The sequence below is a fragment of the Rhizobium sp. FKY42 genome (genome assembly GCF_005222835.1).
Taxonomy (GTDB): Bacteria; Pseudomonadota; Alphaproteobacteria; order Rhizobiales; family Rhizobiaceae; genus Neorhizobium.
Genome location: NZ_STGA01000029.1, coordinates 636523 through 654999, shown reverse-complemented (window position 1 = coordinate 654999; position 18477 = coordinate 636523). Strand labels below are relative to the sequence as shown.

The 18477-nt window shown below is 59.6% G+C and carries 16 protein-coding genes; 12 read left to right on the top strand and 4 right to left on the bottom strand.

Features of this window, described 5'->3' with window-relative positions; translation table 11 throughout:
- Positions 1 to 56: 56 nt before the first annotated feature.
- Together groL and groES are read right to left on the bottom strand one after the other, a co-directional pair.
- Positions 57 to 1694, bottom strand: coding sequence for a chaperonin GroEL (gene groL / locus E8M78_RS13970; RefSeq protein WP_062553121.1), 1638 nt, complete (start codon positions 1692 to 1694; stop codon positions 57 to 59).
- 74 nt (positions 1695 to 1768) lie between these two features.
- Positions 1769 to 2065 (bottom strand): co-chaperone GroES, encoded by a 297-nt coding sequence (gene groES, locus E8M78_RS13965; protein ID WP_062553120.1) that lies wholly within the window; start codon positions 2063 to 2065, stop codon positions 1769 to 1771.
- Positions 2066 to 2202: 137 nt separating this feature from the next.
- Here groES and chrA point away from each other — a divergent pair, with 137 nt between their 5' ends.
- The 6 genes from chrA to E8M78_RS13935 all read left to right on the top strand — a co-directional run bounded on the left by chrA (position 2203) and on the right by E8M78_RS13935 (position 9818).
- Positions 2203 to 3567: a chromate efflux transporter gene (gene chrA / locus E8M78_RS13960; protein WP_137135597.1), complete on the top strand. Its 1365-nt coding sequence runs from the start codon at positions 2203 to 2205 to the stop codon at positions 3565 to 3567.
- A 124-nt stretch (positions 3568 to 3691) separates the two neighbouring features.
- On the top strand, positions 3692 to 4540 hold the full coding sequence (locus E8M78_RS13955) for a TIGR01459 family HAD-type hydrolase (RefSeq protein ID WP_137135931.1): 849 nt from the start codon (positions 3692 to 3694) through the stop codon (positions 4538 to 4540).
- Between the two features lie 14 nt (positions 4541 to 4554).
- The gene (locus E8M78_RS13950; protein WP_137135596.1) at positions 4555 to 5535 is read left to right on the top strand and encodes a bifunctional riboflavin kinase/FAD synthetase; all 981 of its coding nucleotides are present in this window, start codon (positions 4555 to 4557) and stop codon (positions 5533 to 5535) included.
- Between the two features lie 53 nt (positions 5536 to 5588).
- Positions 5589 to 5828: a BrnA antitoxin family protein gene (locus E8M78_RS13945; RefSeq protein ID WP_137135930.1), complete on the top strand. Its 240-nt coding sequence runs from the start codon at positions 5589 to 5591 to the stop codon at positions 5826 to 5828.
- A gap of 237 nt (positions 5829 to 6065) precedes the next feature.
- Entirely contained in the window at positions 6066 to 9059 is a 2994-nt protein-coding gene (ileS, locus tag E8M78_RS13940; RefSeq protein ID WP_137135595.1) for an isoleucine--tRNA ligase, read from the top strand.
- A 132-nt stretch (positions 9060 to 9191) separates the two neighbouring features.
- Positions 9192 to 9818 carry a hypothetical protein gene (locus E8M78_RS13935; protein ID WP_137135594.1) on the top strand — a complete coding sequence of 209 codons (627 nt, stop codon included), beginning with the start codon at positions 9192 to 9194 and terminating at the stop codon, positions 9816 to 9818.
- Here the strand turns inward: E8M78_RS13935 and E8M78_RS13930 are convergent.
- On the bottom strand, positions 9811 to 10281 hold the full coding sequence (locus E8M78_RS13930; protein ID WP_137135593.1) for a nucleoside deaminase: 471 nt from the start codon (positions 10279 to 10281) through the stop codon (positions 9811 to 9813). The two genes, E8M78_RS13935 and E8M78_RS13930, sit on opposite strands and share 8 nt — an antisense overlap.
- 158 nt (positions 10282 to 10439) lie before the next feature.
- On the opposite strand from E8M78_RS13930, the gene E8M78_RS13925 reads away from it, so the two are divergent.
- Genes E8M78_RS13925 through E8M78_RS13915 form a run of 3 tightly spaced genes read left to right on the top strand, consistent with a single transcriptional unit; the run spans position 10440 to position 13994 of the window.
- Positions 10440 to 12536, top strand: a complete 2097-nt coding sequence (locus E8M78_RS13925) for a pseudouridine synthase (RefSeq protein ID WP_137135592.1) — start codon at positions 10440 to 10442, stop codon at positions 12534 to 12536.
- 3 nt (positions 12537 to 12539) lie between these two features.
- Positions 12540 to 13100 carry a 16S rRNA (guanine(966)-N(2))-methyltransferase RsmD gene (gene rsmD / locus E8M78_RS13920; protein WP_137135591.1) on the top strand — a complete coding sequence of 187 codons (561 nt, stop codon included), beginning with the start codon at positions 12540 to 12542 and terminating at the stop codon, positions 13098 to 13100.
- A 12-nt stretch (positions 13101 to 13112) separates the two neighbouring features.
- On the top strand, positions 13113 to 13994 hold the full coding sequence (locus E8M78_RS13915) for a patatin-like phospholipase family protein (protein WP_137135590.1): 882 nt from the start codon (positions 13113 to 13115) through the stop codon (positions 13992 to 13994).
- Between the two features lie 15 nt (positions 13995 to 14009).
- On the opposite strand, the gene E8M78_RS13910 is transcribed toward E8M78_RS13915, so the two are convergent.
- The gene (locus tag E8M78_RS13910) at positions 14010 to 15809 is read right to left on the bottom strand and encodes a monovalent cation:proton antiporter-2 (CPA2) family protein (RefSeq protein WP_137135589.1); all 1800 of its coding nucleotides are present in this window, start codon (positions 15807 to 15809) and stop codon (positions 14010 to 14012) included.
- 110 nt (positions 15810 to 15919) lie between these two features.
- Here E8M78_RS13910 and E8M78_RS13905 point away from each other — a divergent pair, with 110 nt between their 5' ends.
- Genes E8M78_RS13905 through E8M78_RS13895 form a run of 3 tightly spaced genes read left to right on the top strand, consistent with a single transcriptional unit; the run spans position 15920 to position 18361 of the window.
- Positions 15920 to 17266, top strand: coding sequence for a TldD/PmbA family protein (locus E8M78_RS13905; RefSeq protein ID WP_137135588.1), 1347 nt, complete (start codon positions 15920 to 15922; stop codon positions 17264 to 17266).
- The gene (locus tag E8M78_RS13900; RefSeq protein WP_137135587.1) at positions 17253 to 18062 is read left to right on the top strand and encodes a 3'(2'),5'-bisphosphate nucleotidase CysQ; all 810 of its coding nucleotides are present in this window, start codon (positions 17253 to 17255) and stop codon (positions 18060 to 18062) included. Before E8M78_RS13905 ends, E8M78_RS13900 begins: the two co-directional genes overlap by 14 nt.
- A gap of 59 nt (positions 18063 to 18121) precedes the next feature.
- Positions 18122 to 18361, top strand: coding sequence for a DUF4170 domain-containing protein (locus E8M78_RS13895; RefSeq protein WP_137135586.1), 240 nt, complete (start codon positions 18122 to 18124; stop codon positions 18359 to 18361).
- The last annotated feature ends 116 nt before the right edge of the window (positions 18362 to 18477 follow it).

Sequence of the window (18477 nt, the reverse complement as noted above, 5' to 3'; positions counted from 1 at the left end):
AAAAAGGGCGGCCTTGCGAGCCGCCCTTCCTATTCCAGATGCCGTAGGGCTTGGACTTAGAAGTCCATGCCACCCATGCCGCCCATGCCGCCAGCCGGCATTGCAGGAGCATCCTTCTTCGGCAGTTCGGCGATCATGGCTTCCGTCGTGATCAGCAGCGAAGCAACCGAAGCTGCGTTCTGCAGAGCCGTGCGAACAACCTTGACCGGGTCAACGATACCCATGGCGATCATGTCACCGTACTCGGAGGTCTGAGCGTTGTAGCCGAAGTTATCGTCGTTCTTGTCGAGGATCTTGCCAACAACGATCGAAGCTTCGTCACCGGCGTTTTCTGCGATCTGGCGAACCAGAGCCTGCAGTGCGCGGCGAACGATGTTGATGCCAGCTTCCTGGTCGTCGTTTGCGCCCTTGACGGAGATCTTCGTGGAAGAACGCAGCAGAGCAGTACCACCGCCCGGTACGATGCCTTCCTGAACAGCAGCGCGCGTTGCGTTCAGAGCGTCGTCGATGCGATCCTTGCGCTCCTTGACTTCAACTTCCGTTGCACCGCCAACGCGGATAACGGCAACGCCGCCAGCGAGCTTTGCGAGACGCTCCTGCAGCTTTTCGCGGTCGTAGTCGGATGTGGTTTCTTCGATCTGAGCCTTGATCTGGGCAACGCGGCCTTCGATGTCAGCCTTCTGACCGTTACCATCGACGATCGTGGTGTTTTCCTTGGAGATCGAAACCTTCTTGGCGCGGCCGAGCATGTCGAGCGTGACGTTCTCGAGCTTGATGCCGAGATCTTCAGAGATCACTGTACCGCCGGTCAGGATCGCGATGTCTTCCAGCATGGCCTTGCGGCGATCGCCGAAGCCCGGAGCCTTGACGGCAGCAATCTTCAGGCCGCCACGCAGCTTGTTGACGACGAGCGTTGCAAGAGCTTCGCCTTCGACATCTTCAGCGATGATGAGGAGCGGCTTGCCGGTCTGTACGACGGCTTCGAGAACCGGCAGCATGGCCTGCAGGTTGGAGAGCTTCTTCTCGTGCAGGAGAATGAAAGCGTCGTCCAGGTCAGCAACCATCTTTTCCGGGTTTGTGACGAAGTAAGGCGACAGGTAGCCGCGGTCGAACTGCATGCCTTCGACGACTTCGAGTTCGGTCTCGGCGGTCTTGGCTTCTTCAACCGTGATAACGCCTTCGTTGCCAACCTTCTGCATTGCTTCAGCAATGTCACGGCCAACCTGGGTGTCGCCGTTTGCAGAGATCGTACCAACCTGAGCAACTTCCTCAGAGGTGTTGATCTTCTTTGCCTTGGCCTGCAGGTCCTTGACCACTTCTGCAACGGCCAGATCGATACCGCGCTTCAGGTCCATCGGGTTCATGCCGGCAGCAACAGCCTTCTGGCCTTCGCGAACGATAGCCTGGGCAAGAACCGTAGCCGTGGTGGTGCCGTCGCCTGCGATGTCGTTGGTCTTCGAAGCAACTTCGCGGACCATCTGGGCGCCCATGTTCTCGAACTTGTCTTCCAGTTCGATTTCCTTGGCAACCGATACACCGTCCTTGGTGATGCGCGGAGCGCCGAAGGACTTGTCGATAACAACGTTACGACCCTTCGGGCCGAGCGTTACCTTGACGGCATCAGCGAGAATGTCGACGCCACGCAGCATCTTTTCGCGCGCGGTACGGCCGAATTTTACTTCTTTAGCAGCCATTTTTTAAAACTCCTCTGAGCGTTACAGCTCACTGTCGTTCAATCTTGTGATGATGGAAGAAAATCGACTGGAAATCAGCCGATGATACCCATGATGTCGGCTTCCTTCATGATGAGAAGGTCTTCGCCGTCGAGCTTCACTTCCGTGCCGGACCACTTGCCGAACAGAACGCGGTCACCAACCTTGACGTCGAGTGCGACGATCTTGCCGGACTCGTCACGAGCGCCGGAACCGACGGCGACGATCTCGCCTTCCTGCGGCTTTTCCTTCGCGGTGTCCGGAATAATGATGCCACCCTTCGTCTTTGCTTCAGATTCGACGCGACGAACGACAACGCGGTCGTGCAGCGGGCGGAAATTGGTGCTTGCCATTGTCTAATCCCTCGATCAAATGACATTGACGGGCTTGAGGCCCGTATCATTGTTGTTAGCACTCACTCTGTGCGAGTGCTAGCGGCGCAGAGATAAGATCGGCTCTTGACTGAGTCAAGAACAGGCTTTGCAAAAAAGTGTCTGAATCCCTTCCTGCAACCCTCGATTCTTCGTCCGATCGTCCGCAATCGGTTAAAACCCCTGAATTCTCGGAGGTTCTGGGCGTCTTTGCCCGTATCGGCCTGTTGAGTTTCGGCGGGCCAGCGGGCCAGATCGCGATGATGCACAAGGCTGTGGTCGAAGAAAGGCAGTGGCTTTCCGAGGAGAGATTTCTGCACGCCTTGAGCTACTGCATGTTGCTTCCCGGACCGGAAGCCCAGCAGCTTGCCACCTATATTGGCTGGCTCGTCAAGGGTGTGCGTGGCGGGGTCTTGGCTGGACTTCTGTTTGTGCTTCCTGGCCTCGCCGTCATGATCGGCCTTTCCACAGCCTATGCGCTGTATCAGCAGACCGACTGGCTGACGGGCCTCTTTTTTGGCCTCAAGGCTGCGGTTCTCGCGATCGTCGTGCAGGCACTGGTTCGCCTTTCCGCGCGAACGTTGAAATCAGGCTTTCATATTGCGCTTGCGGTCGGCGCCTTCCTGGCTCTCTTTGTCCTGGACCTGCCGTTTCCGCTTGTGGTACTCGGATCAGGCCTACTCGGTTACTGGCGGAGCCGGATTGCCGCTCCAGTCTCCCCGTCGAACGATGCAGCGATAAGGCGGCCTGCTCTGGCCTCCCAGCTTTTATCGCTCCTGTTCTGGGTCGTAGTCTGGCAATTGCCGCTGCTCTTCCTCTGGGTCGCGGGCGGGTTTGAAAGTCTGGTCACCCTGTTTGCATTCTTCTCCAAAATGGCCATGGTCACATTCGGTGGTGCCTATGCGGTCCTTCCCTATGTGGCGCAGGTTGTCGTCCAGGATTACGGATGGCTGAAGCCAGGTGAAATGGTCGATGGTCTGGCGCTGGCGGAAACGACGCCGGGCCCGCTTGTGCTCGTCCTGTCCCATATCGGCTATCTCGTCGGCTTCAGAACCGTGAACGGAATCGATCCGGTGATTGGCGGCATTCTCGGCGCACTTCTTGCTGCCTGGGCGACCTTCGTGCCGAGCTTCATCTGGATTTTTGCCGGAGCCCCTTACATTGAACGTCTGCGGGGCAATGCCCGCATGTCTGCGGCGCTGTCGGCGATCACTGCAGCAGTTGTCGGCGTCATCTGCAACCTGGCGCTCTGGTTCGGCTTGCACGTGCTTTTCAAGGAAATGCATCGCATCCCTCTGCTGCCACCGATACCGGGGAAGGATGTCTCGGGCCTTCTTGTGCCGGTTCTATCGTCTCTCGATGGTGCGGCTCTGTTGCTGTTTCTGGTTTCCGCCTTTCTGCTGATCCGGATACAAGCTGGAATGGTGAAAGTGCTGGCCTTCTGCGCTCTGGCGGGCGTAGGCTGGCAGGTATTTACAAGCTAAACCAATCCGGCGCACGCGCATCATGAACACACTGGCATCATTCGGCTTGACTGAAACTCCTTGCCAAGCCGGTCCGGCTTTGCCATGTCAGCACCAGTAGTTTTCATGAAAAGACCGGATGACCATGGCAGACCGCATCAAGACCCTCGGTGAAATCACAACCGGCTATGAGCTGATCCTCTCCGATGTCTGGGGCGTTCTGCATAACGGGGTGGATGCGTTTCCTGCTGCCTGCACGGCGCTGGAAGAGGCGCGCAAGGCCGGTCTTGCTGTCGTTCTCATTACCAATTCTCCGCGTCCGGCGCCGGGTGTCATTGACCAGCTGCGCGTGCTGGGCGTCCCCGATAGCGCCTATGATCGGATCGTGACCTCCGGTGACGTGACCCGCAAGCTGATCGCCGAGGGTCCGAAAAACGTGTTTCTCCTCGGCCCTGAGCGCGACATGCCGCTGTTCGAGGGGCTTGATGTGAACGTGACCGGCGAGGCGGATGCGCAGGCAATCGTCTGCACCGGCTTCTTCGATGACGAGAAGGAAGTGCCGGAAGACTATCATGATATGCTGGCGCGCTTTGTCGCGAAGGGCGCGCCCCTCATCTGCGCCAATCCGGATCTGGTTGTCGAGCGCGGCCATCGCATCATTCCGTGTGCCGGTGCCGTTGCCGCCTATTTCGAACAGCTCGGCGGCTCCACCCGTATCGCTGGCAAACCGCATTCACCGATCTACGAGGCCGCACTTGCGGCAGCGAGCGAGGTAAGAGGCGAAATCGACCTTGCCAAGGTCATTGCCGTGGGGGACGGAATGCCGACCGACGTGAAGGGCGCCTTGAGCTATGGTCTCGACCTGCTCTATGTCTCTGGCGGTATTCATGCCGCAGAATATACGGTCAACGGCCAGACGGACGAGGCGATCCTCAACGCTTACCTCAAGCGGGAAGGGGCGACGCCGAAATGGTGGATGCCGCGGCTGGCGTAATGGGTGCCTGAACGATGACCGTGTTTCACCGCAACGAGAAGAAGGAACCGCTACCGGATGCCCTTAAGGGCGGAGTGGTGGCGATTGGAAACTTCGATGGCGTTCATCGCGGCCATCGCAGCGTGCTCGAACGCGCGCTGGAGATCGCTGAACAGCGCGGTGTGCCCGCGCTGGTGCTGACCTTCGAACCGCATCCCCGCACGCTGTTCAAACCGGACCAGCCGGTTTTTCGGCTTACTCCTGCGCCGCTGAAGGCGCGCCTGCTGGAGGCTATGGGCTTTCGGTCAGTGATCGAATATCCGTTCGATGCGGAGTTTTCGAAGCGCTCAGCCGAGGAATTCGTGCAGTCCGTTCTGAAGGATTGGCTGCAGGCCAGTTCCGTGGTCACCGGCTTCGATTTCCATTTCGGCCGTGGCCGCGAGGGCGGTCCGGCATTTCTGATGGATGCGGGAAGACGCTACGGTTTCGATGTGTCGCTGGTGGATGCCTTCCGCGACGAGAATGCCGAGGTGGTTTCATCCAGCCGCATTCGAGACCTGTTGATTGCAGGCAATGTCGTTCAGGCGGCGGGTCTTCTCGGCTATCGCTATACGGTGGAAGCCGAGGTGGTGCATGGCGAAAAACTGGGCCGCACGCTTGGCTATCCAACGGCCAACATGCGCATTGCGCCCGAGGCAGGATTGAAGCCGGGGATCTATGCTGTGCGATTCCGCCGCGCAGACGGAACCGTCTACAATGGTGTCGCAAGTTATGGCCGCCGACCGACTGTAACGGATAACGGTGCGCCGCTGCTGGAAACCTTTGTGTTTGATTTTTCCGGCAGTCTGTACGGTGAAACCTGTGCCGTCTCCTTCTTCGGCTATCTGCGGCCGGAACTGAAATTCGATGGTCTCGATCCTCTGGTGGAGCAAATGAAGCGGGATGAAGAAGAGGCTCGCGCGCTCCTTGCCGGTGTGCAGCCGATTTCAGACCTGGATATAAAAATTGCATTTTGATCGATGCAGCAGCTACAGATGGTTGCGTGAACTCTGAGAAGGATAGCACTGTCATAGCCTCTACACCGCGCAGACCGGTCAATCCGATGGAGGCCGCAGAGGCACTGTTCAAGCCCGCCAGGAAGCAGGCTGCACCGGCAGTTGAACGTCGCTCTCCGCCCAAGGTGAAGGAAATGGTGTCGATCAAGCTCGACAGCGACGTGCTGGAGCATTTCCAGAATGATGGCCCCGGTTGGCAGGAGCGCATCAATGATGCGCTTCGGGCCGTGGTGGATGCGCAGAAGAGTGAGTAGAATATCCGGAACCGCGCCCTCGCAAGCCCCTTTTCTTTATGGCGAAAAACCCCTAAAGAACCGGGCATCATGAACGTTTTTGCTGCGGCCTCCTTGATGCGAATTATCGGCCCGGCCTTTCCAGCCGCCTGAACGGTAGCGGAAAGGTCCGGGTTTTCCGTGCTGGTTCCAGCGCGACGTGCCGCCAGTTTCCTTATCCTGCGACCGACCGAGCGTCGCTTTTCCGATGGCTGATCCATGACCGACATCAAGACCGATACCGCAGACAAGCAAGATTACTCAACCACGCTGTTCCTGCCTGAAACAGATTTCCCCATGCGCGCCGGCCTTCCCCAGAAGGAGCCGGAAATGGCGAAGAAGTGGAAGGAGATGGGGCTTTACAAAAAGCTCCGCGCCTCCGCCGCCGGCCGCGAAAAGTTCGTGCTGCACGATGGCCCTCCGTATGCCAACGGCAACATCCATATCGGCCATGCGCTGAACAAGGTGCTGAAGGACGTCATCACCCGCTCGTTCCAGATGCGCGGCTACGATTCCAACTACGTTCCCGGCTGGGATTGCCACGGCCTTCCGATCGAGTGGAAGATCGAAGAAGCCTACCGCGCCAAGGGCAAGGACAAGAACGAAGTTCCGATCAACGAATTCCGCAAGGAATGCCGTGAGTTCGCGCAAGGCTGGATCAATATCCAGTCTGAGGAATTCCGCCGTCTCGGCATCGAGGGTGACTTTGACAATCCCTACACCACGATGAACTTCCACGCGGAAGCCCGCATCGCCGGTGAACTGCTGAAAATCGCCATGAGCGGCCAGCTCTATCGCGGCTCCAAGCCCATCATGTGGTCGGTTGTCGAGCGCACGGCGCTGGCCGAAGCGGAAGTGGAATATGCCGAGGTCGAAAGCGACACGATCTGGGTGAAGTTTCCGGTGGTGGCTGGCCATTTTGGACAACCTCAGAGAAATGACGCTGAGGGGAAAACGAATTCGGAAGTCGCTGAATTAATCGCAGCGGCACTAACATTTCCGGACGACAAAACGAGCGTAGTCATCTGGACCACGACTCCATGGACTATCCCCGGCAACCGCGCGATCTCCTATTCGTCACGCATTGAATACGGCCTCTACGAAGTGACCGCTGCCGCCAACGATTTCGGCCCGCAGGCAGGGGAAAAGCTGATCTTTGCAGACAAGCTGGCAGCGGATGCCTTTGCAAAGGCAAAGCTGGAGTTCAAGCGCATTCGTCAGGTTGCCGCCGACGAACTCGGTGCAATCACCTGCGCCCATCCGCTCGCAGACCTCGGTTACACTTTCGACGTGCCCCTGCTCGATGGCGACCATGTCACCGACGATGCGGGTACCGGTTTCGTCCACACGGCGCCAAGCCATGGCCGTGAAGACTTTGATGCCTGGATGAGCCATTCCAAGGCGCTCGAAGCCCGTGGCATCGACACCAAGATCCCGTTCCCGGTCGATGACGCAGGCTTCTACACCGAAGACGCCCCCGGTTTCGGCCCCTCCGCTGAAGGCGGTGCTGCGCGTGTTATCGACGATAACGGCAAGAAGGGCGATGCCAACAAGCGGGTCATGGAGGCACTGATCGCCGCCAACAACCTGTTTGCCCGTGGCCGCATCAAGCACGAATACCCGCATTCCTGGCGCTCCAAGAAGCCGGTTATCTTCCGCAATACGCCGCAGTGGTTTGTCTATATGGACAAGGATTTGTCCGACGGAACGACACTGCGCACCCGCGCCCTCTCGGCCATCGACCAGACCCGCTTCGTGCCGGCAGGCGGCCAGAACCGTCTGCGCGCAATGATCGAGCAGCGCCCGGACTGGGTGCTGTCCCGTCAAAGAGCCTGGGGCGTGCCGATCTGCGTCTTCGCCGATGCCGAAGGCAATGTGCTGAAGGATGAGAAGGTCAACGCCCGCATCCTCGAAGCCTTCGAGAAGGAAGGGGCCGACGCCTGGTTCGCCGAAGGCGCCAAGGAACGCTTCCTCGCCGGCGAGCATGATGGCGACAAGTGGCAGATGGTAACCGACATCCTCGATGTCTGGTTCGATTCCGGTTCCACCCACACGTTTACACTGGAAGATCGTCCGGATCTCAAGTGGCCGGCCGATGTCTATCTGGAAGGGTCGGACCAGCATCGCGGCTGGTTCCATTCCTCGCTGCTCGAAAGCTGCGCCACGCGTGGCCGTGCGCCCTATAACGCCGTCATCACCCATGGCTTCACCATGGCGGAAGACGGTCGCAAGATGTCGAAGTCGCTCGGCAACACGGTGACGCCGCAGGATGTGATGAAGGAATCGGGTGCCGATATCCTGCGCCTCTGGGTCATGTCGACCGACTATGCCGAAGACCAGCGCCTCGGCAAGACGATCATCCAGACCAATATCGATGCCTATCGCAAGATCCGCAACACGATCCGCTGGATGCTGGGCACGCTGGCGCATGACCATGGCGACGAGATTGCCTATGCCGACCTGCCGGAACTCGAAAAGCTGATGCTGCATCGCCTCAGCGAGCTCGATCAGCTGGTGCGCAAGGGCTATGATGAGTTCGATTTCAAGCGCATCGTCCGCGCTCTGTCGGATTTCGCCAATGTCGAGCTGTCGGCCTTCTACTTCGATATCCGCAAGGATGCGCTCTATTGCGATGCGCCGTCTTCGACCCGTCGTCGCGCGGCCCTCTTCGTCATCCGCAAGCTGTTCGACTGCCTCGTGCTGTGGTTTGCGCCGATGATGCCGTTTACCACGGAAGAGGCATGGCTGTCGCGTGATCCGTCCGCCACCTCCGTACACCTCGAACAGTTTCCGGCAATCCCGGCGAACTGGGCCAACGAGACGGTTTCGGAAAAGTGGAAAAAGGTGCGCGCCGTTCGCCGTGCGGTGACGGGCGCTCTGGAAATCGAGCGCAAGGAAAAGCGTATCGGCTCTTCGCTGGAAGCTGCACCCGTGGTGCATGTGGCTGATCCGGAGCTTTTGAAGGCGCTGGAAGGCCTCGATTTCGCGGAAATCTGCATCACGTCGGATATTTCCATCGTGGCAGGCGAGGGGACAGCCGAGGCATTCCGTCTCGACGATGGCACGAAGGTTGCGGTTGAGCCGAAGCTTGCAGAAGGCGTCAAATGCGCCCGTTCGTGGAGGATCACAAAGGATGTCGGTTCCGATCCGGCGTACCCGGATGTTTCTGCCCGTGATGCTGCAGCTCTGCGCGAACTGGCTGCATTGAAGTGAGTGAAGAATACCGGATGATTGCGCTTTGCCGCATCATCCGGTAAGTCTGCCTGAAATTGGCCGGATTTTTCGGCCAATCGGGGTTTTGAGTGATCTCGCGTGCCAGGACGGGGCGCGTCTGGAAGGGTTGGTATGAAGACGTTGCAGGCAATTCGTGTAAGGCTCGGCCTACTCGCCGCGGCTGCGGCAGTGGTTGGTTTGTCCGGCTGCGTTTCGAGCCCGACCTATGGAACGAGCAAGACGGCGGGCGAGCAGTTGGTGGACGATCTGGGTTCCGCCATTTCGCTGGGTCCGGAAGACAAGCCAAGCAACAAGTACAATCCGCGTCCCGGTCTGGTGGTCAACAAGGCCCGCACGGATAACCTGCCGCAGCCGCAGACCTCGCTTGCAAGCCGCGAAGCCAATCCGAACTGGGTCGAGTCTCCGGAAGAAACACGCGCTCGCCTGCGTGACGAGGCGGAAGCCAACAAGAACAATCCGCATTATCGCTCGCCACTGCTGGCGGGCGACGGTCAGGCCGGTACGATGACCGAGGCCCAGAAGTGGGAGGCCTTCCGTCAGGCAAAGGCCAATGCGGAAAACCCTGGTATTGCCGGCCAGCGCCGCACGCTGACGGAGCCGCCCGTGCAATATCGTGTTGCAGACAGCGCAAATCTGACAGATCTCGGCGAGCCTGAACTGAAGAAGGAGCGCGAGCGGAAAAAGTCAGCCGCCGCGGCATCCTCCAACTCTTCATCGTGGTGGAACCCCTTCAAGTAAGGGGTTTTTCGCCGCTGCGCCTCGCCTGAAAGAATTCCACCAGCAGGCGGCAGCTTTCGGTCTCTGCAAAACCTGAATAGACATCCGGCGCATGGTGGCATGTCGGTTGGTTGAAGAAGCGAACGCCGCTTTCCACGGCGCCGCCTTTGATATCTCTTGCGCCGTAATAGAGCCTTCGGATGCGCGCAAACGAAATGGCCGCGGCACACATGGTGCAGGGTTCAAGCGTGACATAAAGATCCGCGCCTGCCAGCCGCTCCTGTCCCAGTGCCTCGCAGGCCATGCGCAGCGCTACGATTTCCGCATGCGCCGTCACATCATTGGTCTCGCGGGTGCGATTTCCACCACGTCCGATGATCTGGCCGTCCAGCACCACAACAGCGCCGATTGGCACCTCATCGCGCTCCTGCGCCCGGATTGCTTCCTCGATCGCCGCATCCATGAAACGATTTGTCCCGCTCATGCGGCGATTCCCTCTTAACCCGGCGGGCCTGACCTGATAGGAACGGTCCCAACCTGCGTCGCGCCGGTTCAACCGAGATGCGACAAGACGTCAGTACAGTCAACACACGCACTTAAGGTAGGACGCGATGTCCCACCCTCGCTTCAGGCAAACAACATATGAGCTTTAAAGACAAGCCGAAGCGCGAAGGAGGCAAGCCCTTCGATCGCGACAGGAAAAAACCAACCGCAGCCCGCAAATCTGATGATGGCGCGTTTTCTGCAAAGAAGGGCGGCGCGAAACCCCTCCGCAAGCCAGCCGTCGATGCGGCAGCCGTTGCTGCCGCGACAGCGGACAAGCCGGAGCGCATTTCCAAGATCCTGGCGCGCGCAGGCGTTGCCTCGCGCCGCGATGTCGAGCGCATGATCATGGAAGGCCGCGTCAGCCTCAACGGAACGGTGCTGGATACGCCTGTCGTGAACGCGACCTTGGCCGACAAGATCGAAGTGGATGGCCAGCCGATCCGCGGTATCGAGCGTACCCGCCTGTGGCTCTATCACAAGCCAGCCGGTCTGGTGACAACGAATTCCGATCCGGAAGGCCGCCCGACAGTCTTCGAAAACCTGCCGGAAGAACTGCCACGCGTCATGTCGATCGGCCGTCTGGATATCAACACCGAAGGCTTGCTGCTGCTTACCAATGATGGCGGTCTGTCCCGTGTACTGGAACTCCCGACTACCGGTTGGCTGCGCCGCTACCGCGTGCGCGCCCATGGCGAGGTCACTCAGGAGCAGCTGGACAAGCTGAAGGACGGCATCGCCGTCGATGGTGTTCTCTACGGCGCAATCGACGCGACGCTTGATCGGACCCAGGGCCACAATGTGTGGATCACCATGGGCCTTCGCGAAGGCAAGAACCGCGAAATCAAGAACGTGCTGGGCGCTCTGGGGCTCGACGTCAACCGTCTGATCCGCATCTCCTACGGGCCTTTCCAGCTTGGCGATTTGCCGGAAGGCCATGTGGTTGAAGCGCGCGGCCGTATGCTGCGCGATCAGCTTGGTCCGCGTCTGATCGAAGAGGCCAAGGCCAATTTCGACGCGCCGATCTATAGCAACCCGCCAGCCGATGAAGACAAGCCTGACGTGAAAACTCCCCGTGCCGAAAAGGCCTGGGGCGCTGGTGAAAAGCGTGCCGGCGAAAAGGATGCAGGTGAAAAAGCGTCTGGCGCTCGTGGCGAGCGTGATGCACCGCGTGGCGAGCGCCGCGAGGGCGGCAAGTTCGGCGAAAAGCCTAGCTTTGGCGACAGGCCCAGGTTTGGTGATAAACCAAAGGGCCGCGGTGACGGAAAGTTTGCCGGAAAGGGCAAGCCTTCTGGCAAGTTCGATAGCCGATCCGGTGGCCGCGACGATCGTTTCGAAGACGAGAAGCCAAAGAAGCGTGCTCCTATGGGTACTTCGCGCACGGCCAATGTCTGGATGGCTCCGGGAGCTCGCCCGACCAAGGATGGAGGGGCTGGCAAAACCTCGGCGCGCGCCGAGGCGGAACGTCTGTTCAACAAGCCGACCGAAGCTCCCCGTCGTCCCAACATCAATCGTGTCGAAGGTGACAGCGATTGGATTCGTGCAGAAGAAGCTCCGGCACCGCGTCGCTCTCGTGAGGAGGATGGCGGCGGCTTCCGTGACCGTGGCGAGCGTAATGATCGCGGTGCAGGTCGCGGCGACCGGGGTGATCGTGCAGAGCGTGGCGCCCGCCCGGAGCGCGGTGATCGTCCGTTCCGTTCGGAGCGTCCGGATCGTGGTGATCGTCCCGCGCGCGCAGAACGTCCCGACAGGGCAGAGCGCCCATCACGCGAAGGTGGCGAGCGCGGTTTCGGTCGCCCGCAGGGTGATCGTTCCGAGGGCAGGGGGCGTCCGTCAGGCGGTCGTCCATCTGGTGGCCGTTCGTTTGGAGATCGTCCCGAGCGCGGAGACCGCGAAGGTGGACGCGGCGGATTTGGCGGAAAGCCAGGCGGCCGCTCATTCGGTGGCAAGCCTTCCGGTGAAAGATCCGGCGGTGAACGCTCTGGTGAGCGTCCCGCTGGCAAAAGCTTTGGTGGTAAGCCAGCAGGAAAGTTTGGTGGCAAACCAGGTGGTGCGGGCAAGCCAGATGGCCGTCCCGGTGGTTCCGGCAAGCCCGGCGGACGTCCGGCTGGCGGTCGTGGTCCGGGTTCTGGCTCGGGCGGTGGCCCGAGAGGTGGCCAAGGCGGCGGCAAGGGGCCGCGCGGTCCAAGGGGCTAAACCGTGCGCATTGTCGGTGGTGAATTCCGTGGCCGTAACCTGGCCACGCCAAAATCCAACGCGATCCGGCCGACCATCGACCGGACGCGGGAGAGCCTGTTCAACATCATCAGCCATGTCTACCCGGAAGCCGTGGATGGCAGCCGGGTTCTCGACCTCTTTGCCGGAACCGGTGCGGTGGGGCTGGAAGCCCTCTCGCGCGGATGCCGCAGCGCACTGTTCGTCGAAAACGGGGTTGAGGGACGCGGGCTGCTCTGGGAGAACATTGAGCAGTTCGGCCTGCATGGTCGTGCTCGTATCTTGAGGCGGGATGCGACCAGTCTCGGCACCGTTGGAAATATAGAGCCGTTTCATTTCGTCTTCGCAGATCCGCCCTACGGTCAGGGTCTCGGCGAGCAGGCTCTTCTCTCCGCCCATAAGGGTGGCTGGATTGCACCGAATGCGCTGGTGGTGCTGGAGGAAAGGGCGGATGTGACCGTGGCGTGCGATCTTGTCTTCCAGCCGCTGGAACAAAGGGTTTTTGGCGAAACCCGCATTGACTTTTTCCGCTACAAACCGGCCTGAAAGCAAAGCGCGATGACGACACGGATCTCCCCCGCCGCAGAGAAGGTCGTCCCCTCAAGTGGTTCTCCGCGTGTCGCCGTTGCCTTTGGCGGCGGCGGCGCGCGTGGCATTGCCCATATTGCGGTCATCGAGGCGCTCGATGAACTGGGCATTCGTCCGGTCGCCATTGCAGGTTCATCGATCGGTGCAATCTTTGGCACCGGCATGGCAGCAGGAATGAGCGGCGCCGAGATCCGGGATTACACACTGGAAACGGTCGGCAACCGTAACGTTGTTTTCAACCGTCTCTGGTCGCTAGGTCCGGCTAGCATGCGCGATGGGATTGGCGGCTTCCGCCTCGGCCACTTCAACCTGGAGCGCATTCTGGAGGCCTTCCTGTCTCCGGCAATTCCCCAGAGCTTCAGTGACCTGTCCATCCCGATGAAGATCGCCGTTACCGATTACTACGGCCAGACGGAAGCCATTCTGGAAACCGGCGATCTACGACTGGCCATAGCGGCCTCGGCGGCAATCCCCGGTCTCTTTATGCCGGTGCGAATCAATGGCCGCATCATGGTGGATGGCGGTATCTTCAACCCCATCCCGTGGGAACACCTGATGGAGGATTGCGACATCGTTATTGGTGTCGATGTCGTGGGCGCGCCGGAAGGTGATGGAACCCACCCACCCAGCCGTTTCGACAGCATGTTCGGTGCCAGCCAATTGATGATGCAGTCAGCCATCGCGCTAAAGATGAAGCTGCACCCGCCGCATATCTTCCTGCGCCCCTCCGTCAACCGCTTTCGCGTGCTGGATTTTCTCAAGGCTCGCGAGATTCTCGAAGAAACGCAGCCCATCAAGGATGAGCTGAAGCGCTCCTTCGAGAAGTTGATGGCAGACCATCAAAAAGCCTAGCGGGTACGGGCTGACTCACGCCTGGCCAGCGGATTCTGCTTCGTGTGCCAGTGGCTGTCTCTTCGGCTTTGTCAGGGGTTCCGGGCGAACCGGGCGGGTGTGCAGCATGTGCACACCGGCGGTCAGCCCTTCCGCTGCCTGTATCTGCAGCCGTTCCTCGTCCCGACGGCGGATATCGGATCCAATCTCTGCGGCTTCCGTCTCCGTTTTTCCAAGCGCCTCCAGCGTTTTCTGGCCGAACAGCAGGCCGGACTCCAGCGTTTCACGGATCTCGTATTCCACCTCGCGTGCGCGCAGTGAAATGGTGTGAATGCGGTCATAGGAGCGAACGAACAGTTTCACTTCTGGAAACTCAGACCGGATGAGATCCACGATCCGGTCGGTAATATCGCGGCGATGCGTACAGATCGCAACGATCTTTGCCCGCTCGATACCCGCTGCCAGAAGAACCTCCTTGCGTGCGCCATCTCCAAAGTAGATGCGAAAACCGAAGGAGCTTGCCTGTCGGATGCGGTCAGGCGAATCGTCGATCACGGTCACGTCGCGGCCCCCGGCGAGCAGGATTTGCGCGGCGATCTGGCCGAAACGCGAGAAGCCGACCATCAGCACATCCGCACCGGCACCCTCGAAATCCTCTTCTATTTCTTCCCGCTTCTGCTCACCGGTGAAATAGCGCCGCGCAAGTGCCGACCCCAAGGGTGTCAGCGCCATGGACAGCGTAACGCTGGCAATCAGCAGCGAGGATGTACCCGCTGACAGAAGACCGGCGGAAACAGCGCTGGTGAACAACACGAAACCGAATTCGCCGCCCTGCGGTAGAAGGGCTGCGATACTGGCCGCATCCTCCTTCGTAGAACCCCAGAGGCGGCAGAGTATGTAGATGACCAGTCCCTTGGCGATCATGAACAGTGGCACGCCGAGAACAATCAGGAGGAGGTTCGAGAGGATGGCGTTGAGGTCGAGAGACAGGCCGACCGCAATGAAGAACATGGCGAGCAGAAGGCCGCGAAAGGGCTCGATATCGGCTTCCAGCTCGTGGCGATAGGAGGATTCCGCCAGCATGATGCCCGCAAGGAAAGCCCCCATCGCCATGGACAGGCCTACGAGTTGCATCAGCACGGCAGAGCCCATGACCACAAACAGGGCCGCAGCCAGCATGACTTCACGGGCGCCGGTGCGAGCAATTACCTGAAACATGGGCGTTAGAAGATAGCGGCCAGCCACAACCATGGCAGCAACAGCAAGGATGGCGCGGCCGGAATCGATCAGAATTGTCGATGTGCTGGCTTCCGGCCCAGACCCCAGGATCGTGATTAGCGCCAGCAGCGGAACGATAGCCAAGTCCTGAAACAGCAGGATCGAGAAGGACCGTCGCCCGTAAAGCGAATTTGTTTCCCCGTTATCGGCCAGAATTTGCAGGGCAAAGGCGGTCGACGAAAGCGCAAGGCCGAAGCCTGCAATCACGCTTCCCTGCCAGCTGGCAATATTGGCAAGATAGGCGAGACCTGAAAGAAGCAGACCTGAAAACAGAACCTGCGCAGTTCCGAGAACGAAGATATCGCCGCGCATCTGCCACAGACGGGAGGGCTTCAGTTCCAGACCGATGATGAAGAGAAGGAACACGACACCGAGTTCCGAGACATGCAGCACCTCTTCCGGATCGGAGATCAGCCGCAGGATCGGTCCGATGACGATGCCTGCTGCCAGATAGCCCAGAACGGTCCCGAGACCGAGTTTCTTGAAGATCGGCGCGGCCAGAACGGCGCCACCCAGCAGAAGCAGCGTTTCGTTGAACAGTGGATCAGGTGTCGCCATGAGGCCTCGCAGCGGGGTGTGGCAGGATGGAAGCCGACAAGAATCGCTTGCCGCACTTGATGCTTTGTTTAGTGCACAATACATGGTTCGTGAACGAAGGGTTTAAGCGAATGACATCCGAAATTGATTCCTCTGCCCTGGTGACCCGCGCCAGCGAACTTATCGATCTTGCCATGAAGGCCGGAGCCGACCAGGCCGATGCGGTCGTGGTGCGCTCTCGCTCCCGGTCGGTCAGCGTGCGACTGGGCAAGGTGGAGAATACGCAGAGTGCGGAAAGCGATGATTTTTCACTCCGCGTCTTTGTCGGCCAGCGCGTCGCAAGTGTTTCAGCCAATCCCGGTTTCGACCTCAAGGCACTGGCAGAACGGGCGGTTGCCATGGCCAAGGTCTCGCCAGAGGATCGGTTTGCCTGCCAGGCTGATGAAAAGGACCTGGCGCACAGCTATCCCGATCTCGATCTCTTCGATCCAACAGAGGTTTCAACCGATACGCTGACCGATGCAGCGCTTGCTGCCGAAGAGGCGGCCTTGGCTGTCGGCGGTGTGACGAATTCGTCTGGCGCAGGCGCATCCGCCGGTGCTGGCGGCCTTGTTCTGGTTACGTCGCACGGATTTTCCGGCAGCTACATGGCAAGCCGTTTTGGTTGCTCCGTCAGCGTGATCGCGGGCGAAGGCACGAAGATGGAGCGTGACTACGACTACGACAGTCGCCTTTACTTTGCTGAACTGGACGATGCGCGTGACATCGGCAGGCGGGCAGGGGAGCGCGTGGTCAAGCGCATCAATCCACGGCAGGTGCCAACGGCAAGCAACGTCACCGTTGTTTTCGATCCTCGTATCGCCCGCGGTTTCGTTGGTCATATTGCCGGTGCAATCAATGGTGCCTCCGTCGCGCGCAAGACGAGTTTCCTGCGCGACCGGATGGGTCAGCAGGTGCTCAAATCCGGTCTGAACATCACCGATGATCCGTTGATCGTGCGCGGCTCGTCCTCGCGCCCCTTCGATGGCGAAGGCGTCAAGGGCGAACGCATGGTCATGATCGAGGACGGGGTGCTGAACCACTGGTTCCTGTCCACCTCCACGGGCCGGGAACTGGGGCTGTCCACCAATGGTCGCGGCGTCCGGGGCGGCACCAGCGTAAATCCTGCATCCACCAATCTGGCCCTGGAGCCGGGTGACATCTCGCCGCAGGATCTGATCCGCAGCATTGGCAACGGCTTCTATGTCACCGAGCTCATCGGTCACGGCGTCAACATGATCACGGGCGAATATTCCCGTGGCGCAACTGGCTTCTGGATCGAGAACGGCGAAATCACGTTTCCCGTGTCCGAGGTGACCATTGCGTCGAACCTGAAGGACATGTTCATGCGGGTCACGCCAGCCAACGATATTGATCGAAGCTTCGGCACGGCGGCTCCCACGATCGCGATTGAAGGCATGACGCTTGCCGGACGCTGAAAACGACAGAACAGACTGGAGCGATGATCTCGCGCTGATCCGCCATGCAGCGCGAGAGGCGGGTGAAGTTGCGCTTGCCTTCTTCGGCCAGTCGCCAGAAGTCTGGTGGAAGACGGAGGGCGGACGGTCCCCCGTGAGCGCGGCGGATTTCGCCGCCAACGACCGTTTACAAGACATTCTGCTGAAGGCACGCCCGAATTATGGCTGGCTTTCGGAAGAAACCGATGACGATGAGGCTCGTCTTTCTGCCGAAACAGTGTTTGTCATCGATCCGATCGATGGCACCCGCGCTTTCATCAATGGCGAGAAGACCTGGTGCGTCAGCGTCGCCGTGGTCCATCGTGGAGAGCCTGTCGCAGGTGTTCTTTTCGCGCCTGCCCTTGGCGAGGAACTGTACTCGGCAGTCGGTCTATCTGCCATGAAGAATGGCGTTTCGGTGAAGGTCTCCAAGCCGCGCGAGGGCGAACTCCGCCAGATTGCGCTTCCGGAGGATATGCTGGCTCGCTTTCCGGACGATGTTCGAAGCACCCTCAAGCGCATTCGCCACGTGCCCTCTCTTGCCTATCGCATTGCCATGATTGCCGATGGCCGCATTGACGGCACGGTGGTAAAGCGGAATTCTCACGATTGGGATCTTGCAGCGGCCGACGTAATCCTGCATCAGGCGGGCGGGCGCCTGGTCGATCTCGAGGGGAACCGCCTCATCTACAATCGCAAGCGCGTGACTCACGAAGAGTTATGTGCAGGCGCCGAACATGTTCTGGAAAGCCTTGTCCGGGGTCTGCGATCCTGTTGACCTTTTTTGCGGAATGCCGCAGGAGAATAGGACGGGGGAGATTAAAGGATTAAGCGATTATGACCGATAAAGACGGCAAAAAGCAACTTCTTCACCTGGTTTTTGGCGGAGAGCTGGAAAGCCTCCAGAGTGTTCAGTTCAAGGATTTGAACGCGCTCGACATCGTCGGCATCTTTCCGGACTATGCGAGTGCCCTGCAGGCCTGGAAGGCCAAGGCTCAGGCGACTGTTGATAACGCACAGATGCGTTACTTCATCGTGCACATGCACCGCCTTCTGGATCCACAATCCAACGACTGAAGCAGCCACGCCACTGGGTGCCGTTTTCGGCCCGTTTTTGACGTATTTTGACAGCATACGATTGCGGCATTCGGTTGGGGAGCAGTTTAGGCGATGGTCTTGATGAGCGGATGGGG